This window comes from Amycolatopsis sp. cmx-11-12 (genome assembly GCF_046269425.1).
In the GTDB taxonomy this organism is placed as follows: Bacteria; Actinomycetota; Actinomycetes; order Mycobacteriales; family Pseudonocardiaceae; genus Amycolatopsis.
Genome location: NZ_JADNQM010000032.1, coordinates 34,002 through 56,435 on the forward strand (window position 1 = coordinate 34,002; position 22,434 = coordinate 56,435).

Sequence of the window (22,434 nt, forward strand, 5' to 3'; positions counted from 1 at the left end):
TGGTCAGGACTCCATGGCCTTGATGAGCGAAGCGGGCCGCAGGTCGGTCCAGTTGGTCTCGACGTACTCGAGGCACTCCGGGCGCGAAGCCGGGCCGAACTTCGTGGTCCAGCCCGCCGGGACCTCGACGAACTCGGGCCAGAGGCTGTGCTGTCCCTCGTCGTTGACCAGCACCAGGTACGTGCCGTCGGGGTTCTCGAACGGGTTCGTCATGCCTTGTTCTCCTTCTGTGTATCCGCTGTATCCGCCCGGCGGCTGAGCGCGTCCAGTGCGGCGAACCAGTCCTCCGCCAGCGCCCGTACCGACCCCTCGGTCAGCACGGCCTCCGGCCATGACCAGTGTGCGCCCAATTCGGGACCACCGGGGCGGTCCTCGGTCAGTGCGTTGATCGTGAGCGCGTGCGAGACCGGCATCCCGTCGTCCGCGCCGACTTCGGCCGCTTCAGCCTCCGCCGCGTACGACCAGTCGGTCGCCTCGGGGACGCCGATGCGGCCGAGGTAGTTGAACTCGATCTGCGGTTTCGCGAACTCCGCGAGTTCGGGACCGGTGCGCGGGTCGAGATACCGGAGCACGCCGTGCCCGATCCCCGCGTCCGGCAGGCCGTCGAGGTGCGCCCGCACCCGATCGAGCGCGACACCGGCCGCGGCACCACCCGCGAACGCGTCCTCCAGGTCGAGGTCGCCGAGGTCGAGGCACACCGGGACGACGCTGGTGAACCAGCCGACGGTCCGCGAAAGATCCGCGCCACCGGCCAGTTCCTCCTCGCGACCATGCCCTTCGACGTCGACCAGGATCGCCCTGCCCTCGTCCCGGCGCCACCGGGCGACGGCGAGCGCGAGGCCCGTGAGCAGGACGTCGTTGACCGTCGCGCCGAACGCCGACGGCACGTGGGACAGCAGCGGGGCCGTGCGTTCGGCGGGCAGTGTCAGCGACACCTTCTTCACGGTTCCCAGCACGTCACGAGCGGGGTCGAGCGGCCGGTCCAGCGGGAGCGGATCCCCGCCGCCCAGCACCGACTTCCACCGGTCCATCTCGCCTTCGCGCTTCTGGGTGGACAGCGCCTCCGACCACCGCCGGAACGGCGTGTCCACAGAGGACAGCTCAGGCGCCCGGCCGAGAACGACCGCCTCCCACGCGGAAGCGAGGTCCGGCAGCAGGATCCGCCACGAGACACCGTCGACGGCCAGGTGATGGATCATCAGCAGTAACCGTCCGGGCTCGGACGGTCCCGCGTCGAACCACGTCGCGCCCATCATCACGCCGGAGTCCGGGTCGAGCCGGGCCCGGGTCGGCTCCGCGTGCCGCTCGATCACCGCGAACAGGTCGGCGCCTTCGACGTCGACACGCTCGATGAGGACGTCGACAGACTCGGACACCCGGAGTGCCCAGCCGTTCACCGATCGGTCGAGCCGTGCGCGCAGCATGTCGTGCCGGGCGACGACAGCGCCGAGCACGGTCGCCAACTGGTCGCCGGTCATCCCCGACGGCGTCCTCAGCAGGGCCGCCTGGTGGTATCCGGCGATCGGACCGCCGAGTTCGCGCAATGCGTGCATGATCGGCGTCAGCGGTACCGAGTCGTCGACCTCCAGGTTCTCGGCGATCTCGGCCAGCGCCGCGACCGTCCGCCGTGCGAACACCTCGTGCGGCGTGATCTTCAGTCCGGCCGCACGCGCCCGGCTGACCAGCCGCATTGCGACGATACTGTCCCCGCCGAGGGCGAAGAAATCGTCGTCGGCACCGAGTTCCGGCACGCCGAGCACTTCCGCGAACAGCGCGCACAGCGTCTTCTCCCGCGCGGTCTCAGGCGTCCGGCCACCGGCCAGCTCCGTGTAGTCCGGCGCGGGAAGCGCTTTACGGTCCAGCTTCCCGTTGGACAGCACCGGAAGCGCGTCGAGTGCTACGAACGCCGCCGGGACCAGGTAGTCCGGCAAGGTCTCGGCAGCGAAACGCCGAAGTTCCGTGAGGTCCACAGTGGACACCACGTAAGCCACCAGCTGCTTGACCCGCGGGCGGTCCTCGCGCACCAGGACGACAGCCTGTGTGACCTCGTCGTGTCGCTCGAGTACGGCTTCGACCTCGCCCGGTTCGACTCGGAAGCCGCGGATCTTCGCCTGGTCGTCGGCGCGCCCGCCGAAGTCCAGCCGCCCGTCCGCGGTCCACCGGGCGAGGTCGCCGGTGCGGTACATCCGCGCGCCCGCAGGGCCGAACGGATCCGCCACGAACCGTTCCGACGTCAGCGCGGCCCGCCCGAGGTAGCCCCGGGCGAGACCGGAACCGGCGAGGTACAACTCACCGGTGACGCCGGGCGGCACCGGCCGTAGCGCCGCGTCCAGCACGTAGGCACGGGTGTTCGCGATCGGACGGCCGACCAGTGGTTTTTCGCTGTCACCGATCCGCGCGACCAGTGCGTCCACTGTGGACTCCGTCGGCCCGTACAGGTTGAAGGCCTCGGTTCCGTCCAGAGTGGCCAGACGGCGCCACAGGCTCTCGGGCACCGCCTCGCCGCCGACGCCGATCACGGCCAGCGGGCACCGGTCGCCGTCGAGCAGACCGGCGTCCGCCATCTGCGCGAAGAACGACGGTGTGACCTCGATGAAGTCGAAGCTGTCCCGTTCGATCATCGCGGCCAGTAGTTCGGGATCGCGACGGGTCTCCTCGTCCACGATGTGCACGGCGTGCCCGTCGAGCAGCCACAGCTGCGGTTGCCAGGAGGCGTCGAAGGAGAACGACCAGGCGTGCCCCACCCGCAGATGCGGCTTGCCGGTCGCCTCGACCGCGGGCCGGTGCAGGGTGGCGCGATGACTGTGGAACAGGTTCACCACACCGCGATGCGGGACGACGACCCCCTTGGGCGTCCCTGTCGAACCCGACGTGTAGATCACGTACGCCGGATGGTCCGGGCTGAGCGGGCGGACGCGGTCCCGATCGGTCAGGTCGTGTGCCAGGCGGTCTTCGGTGACGAGCGCGCACAGCACCAGCGTCTCGATCTCGTTCCGGGGCAATGACTCCAGCAGCTCGGGCTCGGTCAGGATCAGCTTGGGCCGCGCGTCGGTCAGCATCGCGACGAGCCGTTCGGCCGGGTAGTCCGGGTCGAGGGGCAGATACGCCGCCCCCGCCTTGTGGACTGCGAGGATCGCCAGCAGCACGTCCGCCGAACGCGGCAGCGCCAAGGCGACGAAGTCTTCGGGACCCACCCCGTGGGCGACCAACGCCCGGGCGAGCCGGTTGGCGCGCTCGTTCAGCTCGGTGAAGGTCAAGGCGACCTCGCCGGACACCACCGCCGTCGCTTCGGGCGAACGCCGGACCTGCACCTCGAACAAACCGGCCACAGTGGACGGTGCGACGTCGAGCGCCGGACCGTTCCACTCGCGGACGACCCGGTGAAGGTCGGCCTCGGCCAGGATGTCGACCCTGCCGACGGGAACGTCCATATCGGACACCATCGCGGCGAGGACCCGCTCCATCGCGACCGGAAGCCGTTCCGGCAAAGCGGCCTCGAACAGGTCGGCGCGGTACTCGGCGGTAAGTTTCAACCGGGTGCCGGGTTCCACCGCCCAGGTGAGCGGATAGTGCGTGGAGTCGTCGTGCCGCACGATCTCCCCGCGCAGCCCCATTCCGGTCTCGTCGTCTTCCGCGCCCGGGTAGCTCTCGAACACCATCAGCGTGTCGAACAGCTCCCCCAGCCCGGCATCTCGCTGGATGTCGGCGAGACCGAGGTGCTGGTGCGCGATCAGGCCGGACTGCTCGTCCTGGACCCGGCCGAGCAGCGCACCCAGCTTTTCGGCCGGGTCGAACACGATCCGGACCGGGAGCGTGTTGATGAACAGGCCGATCATCCGCTCGACCCCGGCCAGTTCGGGCGGACGCCCGGCGACCGTCGCGCCGAACACGACATCCGACCGGCCGGTCAGCCTGCCGAGCACGATGCTCCACGCGGTCTGGACCAGCGTGTTCAGCGTCAGCCCTCGCGAGCGGGCGAGTTCGGCCAGCGCGCTGGTCGCCTGCTCCGACAGTTCCAGCGAACGGCGCTCCGGCAGCGCTGGGATCCGCTGAGGGTCGTGCGGAACGATGTGGGTCGGCTCGGCCAGCCCGTCGAGCGCCTGCCGCCAAGCGGCTCCAGCAGCCTCGCGATCCTGGTCTCCGAGCCAGCCGAGATGGTCGCGATACTGCCGGGCGGGTGCCAGGTCCGCGCCCGCGTACAGCTGGGACAGCTCCGCGAACAACTGCGGCACCGACCAGCCGTCGAGCAGCACGTGCTGATGGGTAAACACCAGCCGGTGCCGCCCCTGCGGCAGCGCCAGCAGCAGGAAACGCAGCAGAGGAGCGGACGCCGGATCGAACCGGCGCCGGTCACCGGCCATTTCCGCTTCGACGGCGTCAGCCGAGTCCACGAAACGCCAGGGAACCGTGACCGACCGCGCCACCAGCGCGACCGGACGGCCGGAGGCCAGGTAGCGGTATCCGGTGCGTAAGACGGAGTGGCGGTCGACGAGTGCCTGCGCGGCGTCACGCAATCGCGCCGGATCAAGTGGTCCGTCGAGGTCAAACGAGACTTGGACGGTGTAGACGTCGGGTCCGTCGCCATCCATCGTCGCGTGGAACAGCAACCCGGCCTGCAACGGCGTCAGCGGCCACACCTCGGCCGTGTCCGGTGCGGCTTCGAGGATCTCGGTGCGCTCGGCGGAATCGAGGTCCACCAACGGCTTCCCGCTCACCGCGGCGGGGGCGTCGAGCCGCACCGAACTGACCTCGGCCAGTGCCGCGACGGTCCGTTGCCGGAAGACGTCGCGCGGACTAAGCAGCAGCCCGGCACTCCGCACGCGGCCGACCAGTTGCATCGCGACGATGCTGTCGCCGCCGAGACGGAAGAAGTCGTCGTGGATACCGACCTTCTCCAGACCGAGCACACCAGCGACCAGCGACGCGAGCAGTTCTTCCCGTGGAGTACGAGGAGTGTCGTCGGACACGGCCTCGGCGAAGTCCGGGGCGGGCAGCGCCTTGCGGTCGAGCTTCCCGTTGGGTGTCAACGGGAACTCGTCCAGCACCACGAACGCCGACGGCACCATGTACTCCGGCAGTGCGGCCTCCGCCAGCCGCAGGGTGTCTTCGACGTCGGCCGATCCGGCCAGGTAGGCGACGAGCCTGCCGTCCCGCAGGACCACCCGTGCCGGAACCCGCTGCGACAACACGGACTCGATCTCGCCCAGTTCGATCCGGAACCCGCGCAGCTTGACCTGGTCGTCGATGCGGCCGAGGTACTCGAGCGCGCCATCGGGACGCCATCGCGCGAGGTCACCCGTGCGATACATCCGCTCGCCCGCCACAAAGGGGTTGGCCACGAATCGTTCCGAGGTCAGTCCCGCCCGGCCGAGGTAACCGCGGGCGAGTTGCGCACCGGCGAGGTAAAGCTCACCGGGGACACGCGGCGGAACCGGCTGGAGCCGGGCGTCTAGAACGTGGACCTGCGTGTTCCACACCGGACGTCCAATAGGGACGGTGCCGTCGACGATCTCCCACGAGGTCACGTCCACCGAGGCTTCGGTGGGCCCGTAGAGGTTGTGCAGCGGGACGTCCACTCGTGCGGCGAGTTCCGGCGGTAGTGACTCGCCACTGCACAGGACCCGGCGGACGCCGTGCCAGTGAGGATCCTCGGCCAGGAACGCTTCCAGCATCGACGGGACGAAATGCAGCGTCGTGATCCCCTGGTCTCGGATCAGCGCCTGAAGGTACCGCGGATCCCGATGGCCGTCCGGTTTGGCGACCACCAGGGTCGCGCCGGTGATCAGCGGCCAGAAGAACTCCCACACCGACACGTCGAAACTCGACGGCGTCTTCTGCAACACCCGATCATCAGCCGTGAGACCGTACTCGTCCTGCATCCACAGTAGACGGTTCACGATGCCTTCATGAGGCACCACAACACCCTTGGGACGCCCCGTCGAGCCCGACGTGTAGATCACGTACGCCGGAGACGACGGGTCAACAACCCGGCCCAGGTTCTCTCCGGAGTAGCCGTCGAGGTCAGGCAAGGTGTCGAGAACGACCGCAGGACCGGCGTCTTCGAGCATGAAGGCCAGTCGATCGGCCGGATATTCCGTGTCGAGCGGCAAGTAGGCCGCACCGGCCTTGTGCACCGCGTACAACGCGACCACCAGATCGATCGACCGCGGCAGCGACACCGCCACCACCGACTCAACACCCACACCCTGCCCGACCAACCACCGCGCCAGACGATTCGCCCGAGCATTCAGCTCCACATAGGACACCACGACGTCCCCGAACACCACAGCGGAGGCATCCGGCGTCCGCACCACCTGCGCCTCGAACAACTCCGGCAACGTCACCACCGGGACCTCATGAGCCGTGCGGTTCCAACGCCCGAGCAGAGCGCGTTCGTCCTGGTCGATGACGTCGAGCGCGCCGACCGGGATCGCGGGATCCGCGGCCACCTGCTCCAGCACGGCGACCAGCCGCCGCGCGAATCCCTCGGCCGTGGCGTGGTCGAACAGGTCGGCGCTGTATTCGATCGCGCCCGAGATCCCATCGGGGTTCTCCAGGAAGCCGAATTCGAGGTCGAACTTGGCGACACCCTGCGCGAAGGCCTCCTGCTCCGCGCGAAGGCCGGACAGCCGCAGGCCCTCCCCTGATTCGGGCAGGTAGACCACCATCGCCTGGAACAACGGGTGGCGGGCCAGCGAGCGTTCCGGGTTGACCGCGTCGACCAGACGCTCGAACGGCAGATCCTGGTGCTCGAACGCGGCCAGGTCCGCCGCACGCACCCGTGAAAGCAGGTCACCGAACGCCGGGTCGCCGGACAGGTCGGTGCGCAGCACGAGCGAGTTCACGAAGAAACCGACCAGCGGCTCCAGCCGTTCGTCGGTACGGCCGGAACTCGGTGCGCCGAGTGGGATGTCGTCGCCGGCGCCGAGCCGGTGCAACAGCACCGCGACCGCGGCCTGCGCCAACATGAACATGCTGACGTCGTGCCGCCGTGCGACCTCGCGCAGGCGGCCGGTGAGGGCGGTGCCGATCGGGAAGGTGACGAGGCCACCGCGGTGGCTCGACTCGGCCGGACGCGGCCGGTCCGACGGCAGGACCAGCTCGTCCGGCAGTCCCGCCAGCTCGTCTCGCCAGAACTCCAGATGCCCGGAGGCCGTCGATTCCAGCAATTCCCGTTGCCATAAGGCGTAGTCCGCGTACTGGACCGGCAGTTCCGTCCACTGTGGAGCGTTCTCGGCGAGCCGGGCCTCGTACGCCGTGGCGAGGTCGGCCATCAGCGGCCCTTGCGACCACTCGTCCGTCGCCACGTGGTGCAGCACCAGCAGCAGAACGTATTCCCGCTCCGACACGGCGAAGACCGTCGCCCGGATCGGGAGTTCCTCGTCGAGGGCGAATCCGCGAGCGACCTCAGCGGACAGATCCCCAGCTTCGGTGAACACGACTTCAGGTCGCGCGTCCGTGAGGATCCGCTGCGTGACAGCGCCGTCCTCCTCTACGAACACGGTCCGGAGCGTTTCGTGCCGCTCTACGACGTCGCCGATGGCCGCCTGTAACGCGTCCGCGTCCAGCTCGCCGTGCAGACGCCAGGCGAGTGGGATGTTGTAGGTGGGCGTGACCCCTTCGAGCTGGTAGAGGAACCACAACCGTTGCTGCGCGGGTGAAAGCGGTAGGAGGTCCGGACGGGTACCGGCGCTCAAGACCGGCTGGGCCGACGGTCCCGTTAGCCGTTCGGCCAGCGCCGAGACGGTGGGGGCGTCGAACACGTCACGGACTGAGACCGTCGCGTCCAGGCTCGCCGAGATCCGGCTGACCAGGCGCATCACCAGCAGCGAATGCCCGCCGAGCGTGAAGAAGTCGTCATCGATCCCGACCCGCTCGACGCCGAGCACGTCGGCGAACAACGCGCACAACGCCTCTTCCCGCACATTCCGCGGTTCGCGGCCTTCGTTGGTCACGAACTCGGGTAATGGGAGCGCCTTGCGGTCGAGTTTGCCGTTCGGGGTCAGCGGGATCTCGTCAAGCACGACGAACGCCGACGGCACCATGTGCTCGGGCAGTTTCGCCGCGACCGCGTCCCGCAATCCGGTGTCGGACCCGACCACGTAGGCCACCAACCGGTCTTCACGAGCGACGACCATAGCGCGCGTGACAGACCCAGTAGCGGTCAGGGCCACCTCGACCTCACCGAGTTCGACCCGGAAGCCGCGGATCTTGACCTGGTCGTCAACCCGGCCCAGGAACTCCAGGACACCGTCGGCGGACCAGCGCGCGAGGTCGCCGGTGCGATACATGCGCTCCCCCACCGTGAACGGGTCCGCCACGAAGCGCTCGGCGGTCAGCCCGGGCCGGGCCAGGTATCCGCGTGCGAGCTGCGCACCGGCCAGGTAAAGCTCACCGGGGACACCCGGCGGGACCGGGTTGAGCCGGGCGTCCAGCACGTACGTCCGCGTGTTCCACACCGGACGTCCGATCGGGACCGACGGAGTCGTCTCGGCACCGGCGGGCCAAGCGGTGACGTCGACCGAAGCTTCGGTCGGCCCGTAGAGGTTGTACAGCGGGACGTCCACGCGGGCGGCCAGTTCCGACGGCAGCGCCTCACCACTGCAGATGACGCGCCGCAACCCTGTGCAGTCCGCCGTCTCCAGGAACAGTGCGAGCATCGACGGGACGAAGTGGACGGTCGTGATCCCGGCGGTGCGGATCAGCTCCGCGAGGTACGCCGGGTCCTTGTGTCCCTCGGGCTTCGCGACCACCAGCGTGGCACCGGTGATCAGTGGCCAGAAAAACTCCCACACCGACACGTCGAAACTCGACGGCGTCTTCTGCAACACTCGATCTTCGGCCGTGAGACCGTACTCGCCCTGCATCCACAGTAGACGGTTGACGATCCCCTGGTGAGGCACCACAACACCCTTCGGGCGCCCAGTCGAACCCGATGTGTAGATCACGTACGCCGGAGACGACGGGTCAACAACCCGGCCCAGGTTCACGTCGGGATAACTGTCCAAAATGGGCAGTCCGTCGAGAACGACCGCGGGAGCGGCGTCTTCGAGCATGAAGGCGATGCGATCCGCCGGGTAGTCGCGGTCGACCGGCAGGTAAGCCCCGCCCGCCTTGTGCACCGCGTACAACGCGACCACCAGATCGATCGACCGCGGCAGCGACACCGCCACCACCGACTCAACACCCACACCCTGCCCGACCAACCACCGCGCCAGACGATTCGCCCGAGCATTCAGCTCCACATAGGACACCACGACGTCCCCGAACACCACAGCGGGCGCATCCGGCGTCCGCACCACCTGCGCCTCGAACAACTCCGGCAGCGTCGCGACCGGGACCTCATGAGCCGTGCGGTTCCACTCGGTCATCCGCGCGAGTTCGTCGCCGACGAGGACGTCGAGCGTGGCGACCGGACGGCTCGGTTCGGCGGTGACCTGCTCCAGCAGGGACGCGAGCCGGTCGAGCAGCCACCTGGCTGTGGCCTCGTCGGCGAGGTCTTCCGCGTACTCCAGCATCAGCGTGGCGGTGTTCCCGGCGTCGACCATCGTGAAGTGCAGGTCGAACTTCGCCATGCCGGTGTCCATCTCGAACCACTCGGCGGGCAGGCCGAGCACGTCGTGGGCGCCGCTCTGCCGGTGATAGCCCACCATCACCTGGAACAGCGGGTTGCGTCCCGGCAACCGGGGCGGGTTCAGCTCCTCGACCACGCGCTCGAACGGCAGGTCACCGTGGGAGAACGCGGTGAGATCCGCCTCGCGTACCCGGTCGAGCAGCGCGGCGAACGTCGGCTCACCGGAGAGATCGGTCCGCAGCACCAGGGTGTTCACGAAGAACCCGACGAGATCGTCGAGCGCCGCGTCGGTCCGCCCCGCGATCGGGGCGCCCAGCGGGATGTCGTCGCCCGCGCCGGTCCGGTGCAGCAACGCGGCCACCGCCGCCTGGAGCACCATGAACGGGCTCGCTCCCGCCTTCGCCGCCAGATCGCGCACGGCGGCCGACAGTTCTTCGGACAGCCGGGAATTCACCTTCCCGCCGCGGCCGGTCGGCCGCAGCGGACGTGGGCGGTCCAGCGGCAGGGTCAGCTCGTCCGGCGCACCACGCAGGGACTCCGTCCAGAAGGCGACCTGATCGGCGCCGCGCTGGTCGAGGAAGTCTTGCTGCCACAACGCGAAGTCGGCGTACTGCACCGGGAGGTCCGTCCACACCGGACTCTCGCCGTCGAGACGGGCTCGATAAGCCGAGGTCAGGTCGGCCAGGAACGGGCGGTCGGACCATTCGTCGGTCGCGCTGTGGTGCAGGACCAGCGAGATCACCTGGTCTTCGGCGCCGAGCCGCAGCACCCGCAGCCGGACCGGGATCTCCCGCGCCAGGTCGAACGGCGTCCGCGAAAGCTCGGCGACGCGGGCGTCCAGCCCGGCCTCGTCACAGTCCTCGACAGCGAACGGGATCTCTGGCGCGTCGAGGACGCGCTGGTAGGGCTCTCCATCGTGCTCGGCGAAGACGGTCCGCAGTACTTCATGCCTGCCGAGAACGTCGCCCAGTGCGGCGCGCAGGGATTCGAAATCGAGTCCTCCGCGCAACCGGAAGGTCAGCGGGAAGTTGTAGGCGACCGCGTTCGCTTCCATCCGGTCGACCAGCCAGAGGCTTCGCTGGGCGGACGACAGCGGGACACGTTCGGGACGCCCGGCACGGACCACCGCCGGCCGCGCCGGTTCGCCACCGCCCGCGCGAGCGGCCAGTTCGGCGACCGTCGGCGCCTCGAACAGGTCACGGATGGCCAGTTCGGCGCGGAGTTCGGTCCGGGCCCGGCTGATGAGCCGGGTGGCGAGCAGCGAATGGCCGCCGAGGTCGAAGAAGCTGTCCTCGACGCCGACCCCGTCCAGCCCGAGCACCTCGGCGAAGAGCGCACACAGCGTCTCCTCCGCGACCGTCTCGGCCGGGCGGCTCTCGGCGAGCCGCACCGCCTGATCGGCCTCCGGCAGCGCCCGCACGTTGAGCTTGCCGTTGTCGGTCAGCGGCAACGCGCCGAGCGTGACGAACGCCGCCGGGACCATGTAGTCCGGCAGTTCCGTCTTGAGCCTGTCCCGCAGGCGTTGCACCAGTTCGCCGCCACCGCGGGCCGCGGTCGGGCTCGTGGCGTACTTGGCCAGGTTGGTGCCGGCCGAAACCGGCACGTGCACATCGGTGACCAGCGCGTTCGTCTGTCCCTTGTGGACGAACACCGCGTCGAAGGCACCGTCGGACGACCAGGTGCAGTGCACCCGGAAGCCGAGCCGGTCACCGAGTTCGTGCACGTCCTCGGGCTCGACCCCGCCTCGGGCACGGAACAACTCCAGGACGTCGATGAGCGGCGCACCGGCGTCCAACGCGCGGGTCGCCTCGACTTCCGGCGCCTGCCGGGCGTCCGGGATCCGGCTCACCCGCAGCGTTTCCGCGTCGGTGAGCCGCTCTTCCAACGCGGTGAGCGAGCCCACCTCGTCCCAGGACAGCCGCGGCGCCCGCGCCACCGACAAGGTCTCGGCGGGTGCCTTCACGAGCACCGCGTCGTAGCGGTACCGGCTCAGTTCGTTGTGCAGCCGGGCCCGTTTGATCCGGACCTGCGCCGCCACACCCGGAAGCCGCCGCGCGAGCGCGGTGAAGTAGTCCGGGTCGATCAGCAGTTCCTTCTCCAGCGCCGCCCCGCGTTCGATCGCCCGCCGCACCTGGGCGACGTCGGACGTGGCGTCGGCGCGGGTCAGCTGGATGGCGGTGTGGAAGGCACGGGCGAGCCGCAGGTTCCGGACGTCGCCGACGAACAGCGCGCCGCCGGGTGCGAGCAGGCCGATCGCCTGGGTGACGACGTCGGTCAAGTAGTCGATGCTCGGGAAGTACTGGACGACGGAGTTGATCACGATCGTGTCGAACCGTCCGGCGGGCAGGCCGTCGAACACGTGCGCCGGCTGGGCGCGCAGGTTCACCTTGGCCGCCAGCTCCGGGTCCTGTTCCAGCTCCCGGTTCAGTTTCGCGATCACCGGCGCGGCGAGGTCGGTGCCCCAGTACTCCCGGGCGAGCGGCGCGATCTGCCCCATCAGCAGACCGGTGCCGACCCCGATCTCCAGCACCCGCTCCGGTTTCAGTTCGGCGATCCGGTCCACGGTCGCCTGCCGCCATTCCCGCATGTGTTCCAGCGGGATCGGATCGCCGTCGTAGCTGGAATCCCAGCCCGCGAAGTCCTCGGTGAACAGGGCGGTCGGGATCTCGGTGTACTCGTCGGAGTAGATCTGCCGCCATTCGCCGACCTGGTCGGCCTCCGCCTCGGCTCGCGCGTCCCCGCTCAGTTCGGCCGGGACGACGTACCCGATGAGCCGCTGCAAACCCGGCGCGGACGGATCGGGCCACGCGATGACGGCCGCCTGCGCGACCTCCGGATACCGGCTGAGCGCGGTCTCGATCTCGCCGAGTTCGACCCGGTAGCCGCGGATCTTGACCTGGTCGTCGGACCGGCCGAGGAAGTCGAGATTGCCGTCCGGGCGGCGGCGCACCAGGTCGCCGGTGCGATACATGCGCCCGCCACCCGTGACGAACGGGTCGGCGACGAACCGTTCGGCCGTCAGGCCGGGACGCCCGAGGTAGCCACGGGCCAGACCCTCTCCGGCGATGTAGAGCTCACCCGCGACACCGTCCCGGACAGGCCGGAGCCAGGCGTCCACGATGTAGGCGCGGGTGTTCCAGATCGGCTTGCCGACGGTCGGGGTGTCGCTGTCGGTCGTGCCGCCGCCGAGTGTGTTGATCGTGTACTCGGTGGGGCCGTACAGGTTGTAGCCGTAAGTCCCGTCGGTGTCACGCAGCCGGTTCCACACCGACTCCGAGACCGCCTCGCCGCCGAGCAGGACGAGCGCGGGCCGGTGCCCCTCCAGCAGCCCTTCCTCGATCAGCAGGTGGGCGTACGTCGGCGTCACGTTGACGACGTCGACCTCGTGCTCGTCGCAGTACGCCACGAGCGCCCGCGCGTCGCGCCGCAGTTCTTCGTCACAGACGTGGACCTCGTGCCCTTCGACGAGCCACAGCAGCTCTTCCCAGGACATGTCGAAGGCGAACGACACGGTGTGCGCGATCCGCAGCCGCCGTCCGCCCGCCGACGCGATGGCCGGGGCGAAAATCGCGCCCTGGTGGTTGAGCTGCATGTTCGTCAGGCCGCGGTACGGCGTCACGACGCCCTTGGGTTTGCCCGTCGAGCCCGACGTGTAGATGACGTACGCCGGATGCTCCAGGCGATCCGCCCGGCCGCGCGCGAACAGCGGGCGTTCGACGTCGGAGATCGGGCCTTCGCCGAACGCCCTGTCCTCGTGGTCGTCGACGAGCACCCGCGGCGTGGTGTCGGGAAGGGTCGCCGAAACGTCCTTTGTGGACACGAGACACAGTGGTCCGGCGTCCTCCAGCATCACCGCGAGCCGGTCGGCCGGGTAGTCGAGTTCCAGCGGCAGGTAGGCCGCGCCGGTCCGCAGCACGGCGAACAGCGCGACGACCATGTCGATCGACCGCGGCAGGCCGAGTGCGATCACCTGTTCCGGCGCGGCGCCCTTCGCCAGTAGCAGCCTGGCCATCCGGTTGATCCGCGCGTCGAGCTCCGCGTAGGTCAGTTGTTCTTCACCGAACACCAAAGCGATCGCGTCGGGTGTCCGCTCGGCCTGGACGGCCAGCAGGTCCGCGATCGTGTCCTCGATCACCGGGTGCTCGGCCTCGGCCCAGCCGGCTTCCAGCGCGGCGCGGTCCTCAGTGGACACCGCCACGAGTGCGGCGACGGGTTTCGCCGGGTCTTCGACGATCTGCTCGACCAGTGAGGTGAACCGGCCCAAGACCGACGCGGCCTCGGCCGAGTCGATCACGTCGTCCCGGTAGGACAGCGTGACCCGGATTTCCTCGCCCGGCGTCACCACCAGCGTCAGCGGGTAGTGCGTCGCGTCGATGTTGAGCAGGTCGGTGATGCCGTGCCGGTGGCGGAGGCCGTCGCGCCGTTCCTCACCATCGGCGTTGCGGAGTACGAAGAGCGTGTCGAACAGGACGCGGTGCCCGGCCTCCCGTTGCAGGACGCCGAGACTCATGAACTCGTAGGGAGTCAGGTCCATCCGCTCGGACTGCAAGCGCCGCACCAGGTCCAGCACGGATTCGCCGGCGTCGAGCCGCACCCGGGTGGGCACGGTGTTGAGGAACAGGCCGATGGTGTTCTCGATCTCGGGCACGGCGGCGGGCCTGCCCGCGACGGCGGCACCGAATACGACGTCGTGCCGCCCGGTCATGGTCGAGAGGACAAGTCCCCAGGCTGCGTTGAGTACGGAGTTGACGGTCAGGCCGTGCCGCCGGGCCTGTTCCCGGAGCCTGCGGCCCAGGTCGCCGGGCAGGACGGTGTCCAGGTTGACCGGCGTGGCGGGGGCCAGGTCCCGGCCTTCCGGCCCGATGACGGTCGGCTCCGCGAGCCCGGACAGGGCCTCGCGCCACGCGCTCGTGGCGGTCTCGATGTCCTGCCGGTCCAGCCAGCGCAGGAAGTCCACATAGGACCCGGCGGCGGGGAGCGTCCGGTCGTCGCCGCCGAGGTCGTACAGCGCGAACAGCTGCTCGATGAACAGCCAGGCGGACCAGCCGTCCCAGAGCAGCAGGTGCCGGTTCAGCACCACCCGGTCACGCCCGCCCCCGAGCCGCACCAGTTTCAAGCGGAACAGCGGCGGGGCACCGAGGTCGAACCGTGTCGCGCGGTCCTCCGCCATCAGTTCGTCGAGCCGTGCCCGCCGGTCCTCTTCGGACAGTGCCGAAAGGTCCACTTCGGACACCGGTGGTTCGACGGCGGCCGCCACGAACTGAACCGGACCTCGCAGCCCCTCGCTGGTGAAACCGGCTCCGAGACTCGGGATCCGGCGGAGCAGCGCGGACACCGCCGACCGCAACCGTCCGGCGTCCAGGCGGTGATCGAAGTCGATCGCCTCCTGGATCGTGTAGATGTCGACCCGGTCGGAGTTGTAGCTGGAGTGGAAGAACAGGCCTTCCTGGAGCGGGGACAACGGCCAGACGTCGGCGACCGGGACCGGGCTGAACCGCTCGACGCGGACGATCTCCTCCTGGGTCAGCGACACCAGTTCGAGGTCGGACGGCGTGAGCCCCACGGGCACGTCGAGGTCCGCCGCCGCGAGGTCGCGCAAAGCGGCGACCCAGCGGTCCGCGAGCGTTCCGGCCGGGCCGGCGAACGTCGCCGTCAACCTCGGCCCGTCCTCGGTCTCCTCGCACGCGACGCCGATCCGCAGGACGTGGTCGCCCGCCGGAGGCACCGCCGCGTACCCGGCGACCTGCCACTCCCCCGATCCGGCCGGGATTCGGCCGTCGTAACGCAGGGCGATCCGCGGCTTCGCGAGCCCGGCGACCAGCGGCCCGGTCTGGGCGTTGAGATAGCGCAGCGGACCGTAGCCTTCGGGCGTCTTCCGAACGGTTTCCTTGACGGCCTTGAGCATCGCGAGCGGTTCGCCGGACGCGGTGATCCGGACCGGACGGACCGACGTCAACGCGCCGACGGTGTCCGCCGCGTCCACGGGTCCGTGAAGATCGACGAGGAGATCGCCGTCAACGGCGGCCTTCAGCGCGGTCAGGAGAACGTCGGTCACGTCGCCGTGCCCCGTGGACGGCAGCGAGTCGACGAGCGTCCGCGTGTCCTCGATGGACAGGGTGACGCGACGTTCGGCGGCGTCGCCGGGAATCTCGACGGAGCCGGACGCCAAGGTCTCGGCCCAGTGCTCGATTTCGTCGAGGAGCGCGGGGGCCTGTGCGCTCTCGGTGATCCGGCGGGCGATGGTCCGCAGCGAATTCCTCACCGGTGTGAACACCGGTGGATGACCGCCGGTCACGGCTTGCCAGGCGATCGCGAGATCGGCTGCCAGCGTTGTCCAGCTCCGGGCGTCCAGCAGCGCGGGATGCGCCACCAGGAGCAACCTGCCCGGCTCGTCGAACCAGACGGCCTGCAGCAGGTTGTCCGTGAGCCTGTCCACGGCGTCCCGATACTCGGCCTCGACGGACCCGGTCCCATGACGAAGCAGATCGGCCGCCTGAGCTGTCCCTTGTGGACGGATTTCGAGCGACCACAGCACCGAAGCGACCCTCGACAGTTCGAGCCGCAGACCGTCGTGGTGGTCGAGCACGAGCTGCAGGGCCGCGGCGAGTGTCTCGACGTCGGCCCCGGTCGGAAGGGTCAGTAGCACGGACTCCGGCTGGACCGCGTCACCCAGCTCCCGCAGCCGAAGCATTTCGGGCAGGAGTGGGAGTGCGCCGATGCCGTCGGTGTCGGCCACCGGCTCGACCGGCGTGGCGGAAGCGGCGAGCGCGGCCGGGGTCCGGAGTTCGAAAACGTCCTTGGGGCTCAAGTCGAACCCTGCCCGCCGGGCGCGGCTCGACACGGCGATCGACGAGATGCTGTCGCCGCCCAGCAGGAAGAAGTCCCCGTCGGCGCCGACGGTGTCCAGGCCGAGGACGTCGGCGAAGATCCGCGCCAGGGCGCGTTCCCGGTCGTTCTCGGGTGCGGTCGCGGGCAGGCCGATCTCGGGCGCGGGCAACGCGCGGACGTCGAGCTTTCCGCTGGGGGTCAACGGGAACTCGTCGAGGACCACAAACGAGTTCGGGACCATCGGGGCGGGCAGCGCCTCGCTCACCGCGGCACGCAGGCGCTCCGGATCCGCGCCACCGGCGACATAGCCGACGAGCGCGCCGTCCTTCGCCACGACCGTGGCGGCCGTGACGTCCGGCTGCGCGGCGAGAACGGCCTCGATCTCGCCGAGTTCGATCCGGTTGCCGCGGATCTTCACCTGCCGGTCGGTGCGGCCGAGGTACTCGAGTTCGCCGTCGGCACGGCGGCGGACCAGGTCCCCGGTCCGGTACAGCCGCTGGCCCGGTTCGCCGAACTGGTCGGCGACGAACCGTTCGGCGGTCAGGCCGGGCCGTCCGTGATAGCCGCGGGCCAGCTGGACACCGGCGAGATACAGCTCACCCGCGACGCCGTCGGGCACCGGGCGAAGGCATCCGTCGAGGACGTGCAGCCGCGTGTTCCACACCGGACGTCCGATGGGGACGGACGCGCCTTCGGAACCGCGGGTGTCGAAGAAGGTCACGTCCACGGCGGCCTCGGTCGGGCCGTAGAGGTTGTGCAGCGGGACACCGGTAAGCGAGCGCCAGCGGGTGGCGATTTCGCCGGTCAGCGCCTCGCCACTGGAGAACACTTGACGCAAGGAGCCCAGGTCGCGGGTGACCTCGTCGCTGGCCAGGAAAGCGGTGAGCATGGACGGGACGAAGTGCAGGGTGGTGATCTCCCGCTCCCGGATCACCCGCGCGAGATACGCCGGGTCGCGGTGGCCGTCCGGTTCGGCCAGCACCACCGCGGCGCCTTCGCAGAGCGCCCAGAAGAACTCCCATACGGAGACGTCGAAACTCGACGGGGTCTTCTGCAGCACCCGGTCCGAGGCCGTGAGCCGGTACTCGTGCTGCATCCACGCGAGCCGGTTGACGATCGCGCGATGCGTGACGGCCACACCCTTCGGCCGCCCCGTCGAGCCGGAGGTGTAGATCAGGTACGCGACGTTGTCCGGTCCGGCGGCGACGCCCGGGACGTCGTCGGCAGGCTCGCCGATCACGGAGACCGGCGTCAGTCCGGTGACGACGGGGATCCGCGAGGCCGTCCCGGGTTCGGAGACCACGAGCCGAGCGCCGGAATCGGCCAGCATGTACTCCAACCGGTCGGCCGGGTAGTCGAGGTCGATCGGCAGGTAGGCGGCTCCGGCCTTGAGGACGCCCAGGAGTGCGACCATCAGCTCGGCCGACCTCGGCACGGCGACGGCCACGACCTCGTCGGGACCGGTGCCCAGCGAACGCAGCCTGCGGGCCAATTCCTCCGCGCGGGCGTCAAGGTCCGCATAGGACAGTTCGGTGTCCTTGAACACCACGGCCGTCGCGGACGGCGTCTTGGCGACCTGCTCGGCGATGGCCTCGGCCAGCGTGCGCTCCGGCACCGGATGCGAGGTCGCGTTGAGTTCGGCGAGGCGGCCGCGTTCGGCGGGCGACAGCAGGTCCAGCGCGGCGACCGGCAGGCCGGGGTTCGCGGTCAGCGTCTCCAGCAGCCTGGCGAACCGTTCCGCGAGCTGCCCGGCCGCGACCGCGTCGATCCGGGCGGCGTCGAATTTGAGGCTGAAGCCCAGGTCTTCGCCCGGAGTCACGATCACCGCGACCGGGAAGTGCACCGCGTCGGTGACCTCGACGCCGATGAGGCGCACGGTTCCGGACGCGCGCTCGTCGTCACGCGGGAAGTTCTCGACGACGACAAGGGTGTCGAACAGTTCTTCCTGTCCCGCTCCGGCGATCCGTTGCAGTTCGCCTAGGCCGAGATGCTGGTGGTCCAGCAACGCCGACTGCTCGTCCTGCAACCGCCGCAGCACGGCGACGACGGTGTCGGACCCGGACCAGCGCAACCGCACCGGCACCGTGTTGATGTACAGGCCGACCGCCGATTCGAGGCCGGCGGCGCCGGTCTCACGACCGGAGACCGTGCTGCCGAACAGCACGTCGTCCCGGCCGGTGAGCCCGCCGAGCAGGAGCCCCCACGCACCGTGCAGGACGGTGCCGAGGGTGAGGCCGTGCTCGCGTGCCATGGCCGACAGTCCCGCCGTCGCCTGCTCGCCGAGGTTCAGATGTACCCGTGACGGCCGCCGCTCGGCTCCAGGTCGCCCTTCGACCAGCCGGGTGGGTTCGTCCACTTCGGACAACGCCGTCCGCCAGGCTTCCCTCGAAGCCTCGTGATCACGCGCCGCGAGCCGTCGCAGGTGGTCCGTGCGGGTGCCGGGTTCCGGGAGCGGAGTGCCCGCGTGACCCGCCAGCAGTTCGCGGAGCAGCACCACGACCGACCAGCCGTCGGCGATGATGTGATGGAACGTCAGCGCCAGCTTGGCCCGGTCTTCGCCGGTCCTGGCGAAGGTCGCTCGCATCAAAGGCGGCCGTGCGAAGTCGAACCGGCGTGCACGGTCGGCTTCGAAGGCTTCCGCGGCCTCATCGGCGGTCACCTCACGCCAGGGAAGTTCGGCGTGCCGGGTCACCAGCTGGACGACCTGGCCGCCGTCGAGCTGTCGAAAACCGGACCGCAGCGAAGAATACCGGTCCAGCAGCGCCTGCGCCGACCGGCGCAGCGTGTCGGCGTCGACATCTCCTTCGAGGTCGAGCACCTCCTGGACCGTGTAGATGTCAGCTGCCGGGCCGCCTTCGAACTCCGCGTGGAAGAAGAACCCTTCCTGCAACGGCGTCACGGGCAGGACGTCGGCGTACTCGGCGAGCGCCGCGCGTTCGGCATCGGTCAGCTCCAGCAGCGGCCGCTCGTCCACAGTGGACTCGACGGACACGGCTTCCGCGCAGGCGGCGAGCGCCTCGGGAGTCCGGTGCTGGAACACCTGACGCGGCGTGATCGCGAGACCGTGTTCCGCCGCGCCCAGCACCAGCCGGATGGACAGGATGCTGTCTCCGCCGAGGGAGAAGAAGTCGTCGTCCGCGCCGGCCGAAGCCAGCCCGAGGACCCGCGCGACGACGTCGCACAGGATCCGTTCCCGCTCGGTACGTGGCGCACGGCCGGTGGCCGAGGCACCGAAATCGGGCAGGGGCAGTGAAGTGCGGTCCAGTTTGCCGTTCGGCATGATCGGGAGCCGGTCGAGTTCCACGAATGCCGACGGCACCATGTAGTGCGGCAGCACCGACTCGGCGTGGGCGCGCAGCTCCTTCAGCAGTGACGGTGAGCCGCCCACTCGCGGAACGACGTAGGCCACCAGGCGCCGGTCGCGCGGCACGACGGCGATCCGCTCGACCCCGGCATACCCGGCGAGCGCGGATTCGATCTCCCCTGGTTCGATCCGGAACCCGCGGATCTTGACCTGGTGATCGGTGCGGCCGAGGAAGTCGAGGTTCCCGTCCGCGCGCCAGCGGACCCGGTCGCCGGTGCGGTACATACGCTCTCCGCCACCCGCGAAAGGATCGGCGACGAAGCGTTCCGCCGACAGCCCCGGACGTCCGGCGTAGCCCCGCGCGAGCCCGCGGCCGCCGACGTACAGCTCCCCCTCGACGCCGACCGGGACCGGCCGCAGGGCGGTGTCGAGGACGTAGCAGCGGGTGTTCGGATCCGGTCCGCCGATCGGGATGGGACCGGTCCAGCCCGGCTCAGCAGGCCACAACGTCGAGTTCACCGTCGCCTCGGTCAGCCCGTACGCGGCGACGACCTTGAGGTCCTCGGCCCAGCGCGCGATCAGTTCCGGCGGGACGGTCTCGGTGCCGACGATCAGCACCGCGCCCTTCGGCAGCTCGCAGTCCGAGGGCAGGGCCGCGACCAGCGACGGCGGCAGGATCATATGCGTCGCCGCGTTGGCGGCGATGTAGCCGGTCAGCTCGACACCCGCGACCCGGCGATGCGACGGCACCACGATCAGCGTCCCGCCGACGCACAGGGACATGACCAGATCCCAGACCGTCACGTCGAAGCCGGTCGAGGCGAACTGCACGACCCGGCTGTCCTCGCCGATGCCGATCCGTTCGGTCGCCGTGCTGATCAGGCTGCCGATCCCGTCGTGGGACAGGACCACGCCCTTCGGCTTCCCGGTCGAACCCGAGGTGTAGATGACGTATGCGGCCTGGCTCAGGGCGATCCCGCTCACGTCCACAGTGGACGCGTCAAGCGCCGAGAGCTCGGCGGCGATCGCCGGATCGTCGAGAAGGACGGCGTCCACACTGGACGGCAGCTGGGCGGCCTCGTCCTTTGTGGACACCACGATCCTCGCACCGGCGTGCGACAGCATGTACGCGACGCGGTCCTCGGGGTGGTCGAGGTCGAGCGGGAGATACGCCGCACCGGCTTTCATTACGGCGAGGAGCGCGACGACGAGATAGGCCGAACGCGGCATCGCCACGGCGACGACGTCCTCGTCGCCGACACCGCGATTCCGCAGCAGGCGGGCGAGGCGGTTGGCGGCGGCGTCGACCTCGGCGTAGGTCAGCCGGACATCCTCGCAGATGACGGCCTCGGCATCCGGCCGCCGCGCCACCACTCGGCCGAACGCTTCGGGCCAGGACACCTCCGGCGAATCAGCCACGGCGGTCCCGAACTCCAGCACCTGGGCCCGTTCTTCGGCCGAGAGCAGGTCGATCGCGGCCAGCGGCAACTCGGGCCGCTCCACCAGCGCGTCCAGCACCACAGCGAACCGGCGACGGTGCTCGGCGAGTTCGTCGTCCGAAGAGACGGCCGCGTCGGCGTCGAAGTCGAAGCGGAGGCCCCGGCCTTCACCGGCGTCGTAGACGGCGATGGCGACGTCGCTGACCGGCCCGAGTTCGAGGTTGTGCACCGTGGCACTCGCGTCACCGAACGCGAGTTCGCCGTCCACGGCCATGAAGTTCACGCTCAGCCCGACGAGTTCGTGGACCCCGCCGCTCGCGCCGAGTTCACGGGCGAGGTCCTCGCCGCGGTACCGGCTGTGCTCCAGCAGCGCGGAGACCTTCTCCGCGACCTGGGCGACCAGCCGCGCCGGAGTCGTCTCCGGCCGCACGGAAAGCCGCAACGGCAGGACGTTGGACATCATGCCCGGCTGCTCGCGCAGCGTGCGGGTGGTGCGCGCGGTGACCGGCAGGCCGAGGACGAGGTCTTCGGCGCCGGTCACACGGTGGGCATAGGCCGCCACGGCGGCGATCGCGACACGCGACAGCCTCGTTCCCTCGTCGAGCGCGAACTTCCGGAGGCGGTCGGTCTTCGCCGCGGGCAGCTCCCACGAGTGCCGCCGCAGCCGGACCGGGCCGGACGACGCGCGTTCGAGCAGCCGCACCGGATTCGGCCTGCCCGCGAGTTCGCGGAGCCAGTAGGCGTGGTCGGCCTTGTCGTCATAGGCGTCCTCGACCAGACCCGCGAGCGGCCAGGCGACCTCGTCGGCGGTGCCCGAATAGAGGGCGGCCGCGCGGCGGGTCAAGACGGCTTGCCCGTGCGCGTCCATCACCAGATGGTGGTAGCGCTGGAACCAGCGGACCCGGTCTTCGCCCAGGATCAGCAGCGTATGCCCGGTGAGCGGACCGCGGCCGAGATCGGCGGCCACGGCCAGTTCCGCCCGCGCCCACTCGTCGGCCGCCCGCTCCGGATCCGGCTCGGCGGTGAAGTCGAGGACGGCGACCTCACCAGGGGTCACAGGGCGCTGGACCGGCGTACTGCCGTCCAGTTCGACCGTGACGTGCAGGCACTCGGCCTCCGCGACCGCCCGCCGGACGGCCGCACCCAGGCGGGCGATGTCGATGTCGCCGTGAAGCTCCGCGACCCAGCCGATCGTGTAGACCGGATCGGCCGGGTCGAGCTGCTGAGCGAGCCAGATCCCCTGCTGCGCCGGGGTCAGGGGAAAGCCGCGGTTCATCGGGTTCTGCCTC

At 69.9% G+C, this 22,434-nt stretch carries 2 protein-coding genes; both read right to left on the reverse strand.

The genetic code is table 11. The features are described from left to right. Positions 1 to 3: 3 nt before the first annotated feature. Positions 4 to 213: an MbtH family protein gene (locus tag ACLARN_RS33345; RefSeq protein WP_409495448.1), complete on the reverse strand. Its 210-nt coding sequence runs from the start codon at positions 211 to 213 to the stop codon at positions 4 to 6. Continuing rightward, the gene (locus tag ACLARN_RS33350) at positions 210 to 22,421 is read right to left on the reverse strand and encodes a non-ribosomal peptide synthase/polyketide synthase (RefSeq protein WP_409495449.1); all 22,212 of its coding nucleotides are present in this window, start codon (positions 22,419 to 22,421) and stop codon (positions 210 to 212) included. The genes ACLARN_RS33345 and ACLARN_RS33350 overlap by 4 nt, the downstream gene beginning before the upstream one ends. Between the last annotated feature and the right edge of the window lie 13 nt (positions 22,422 to 22,434).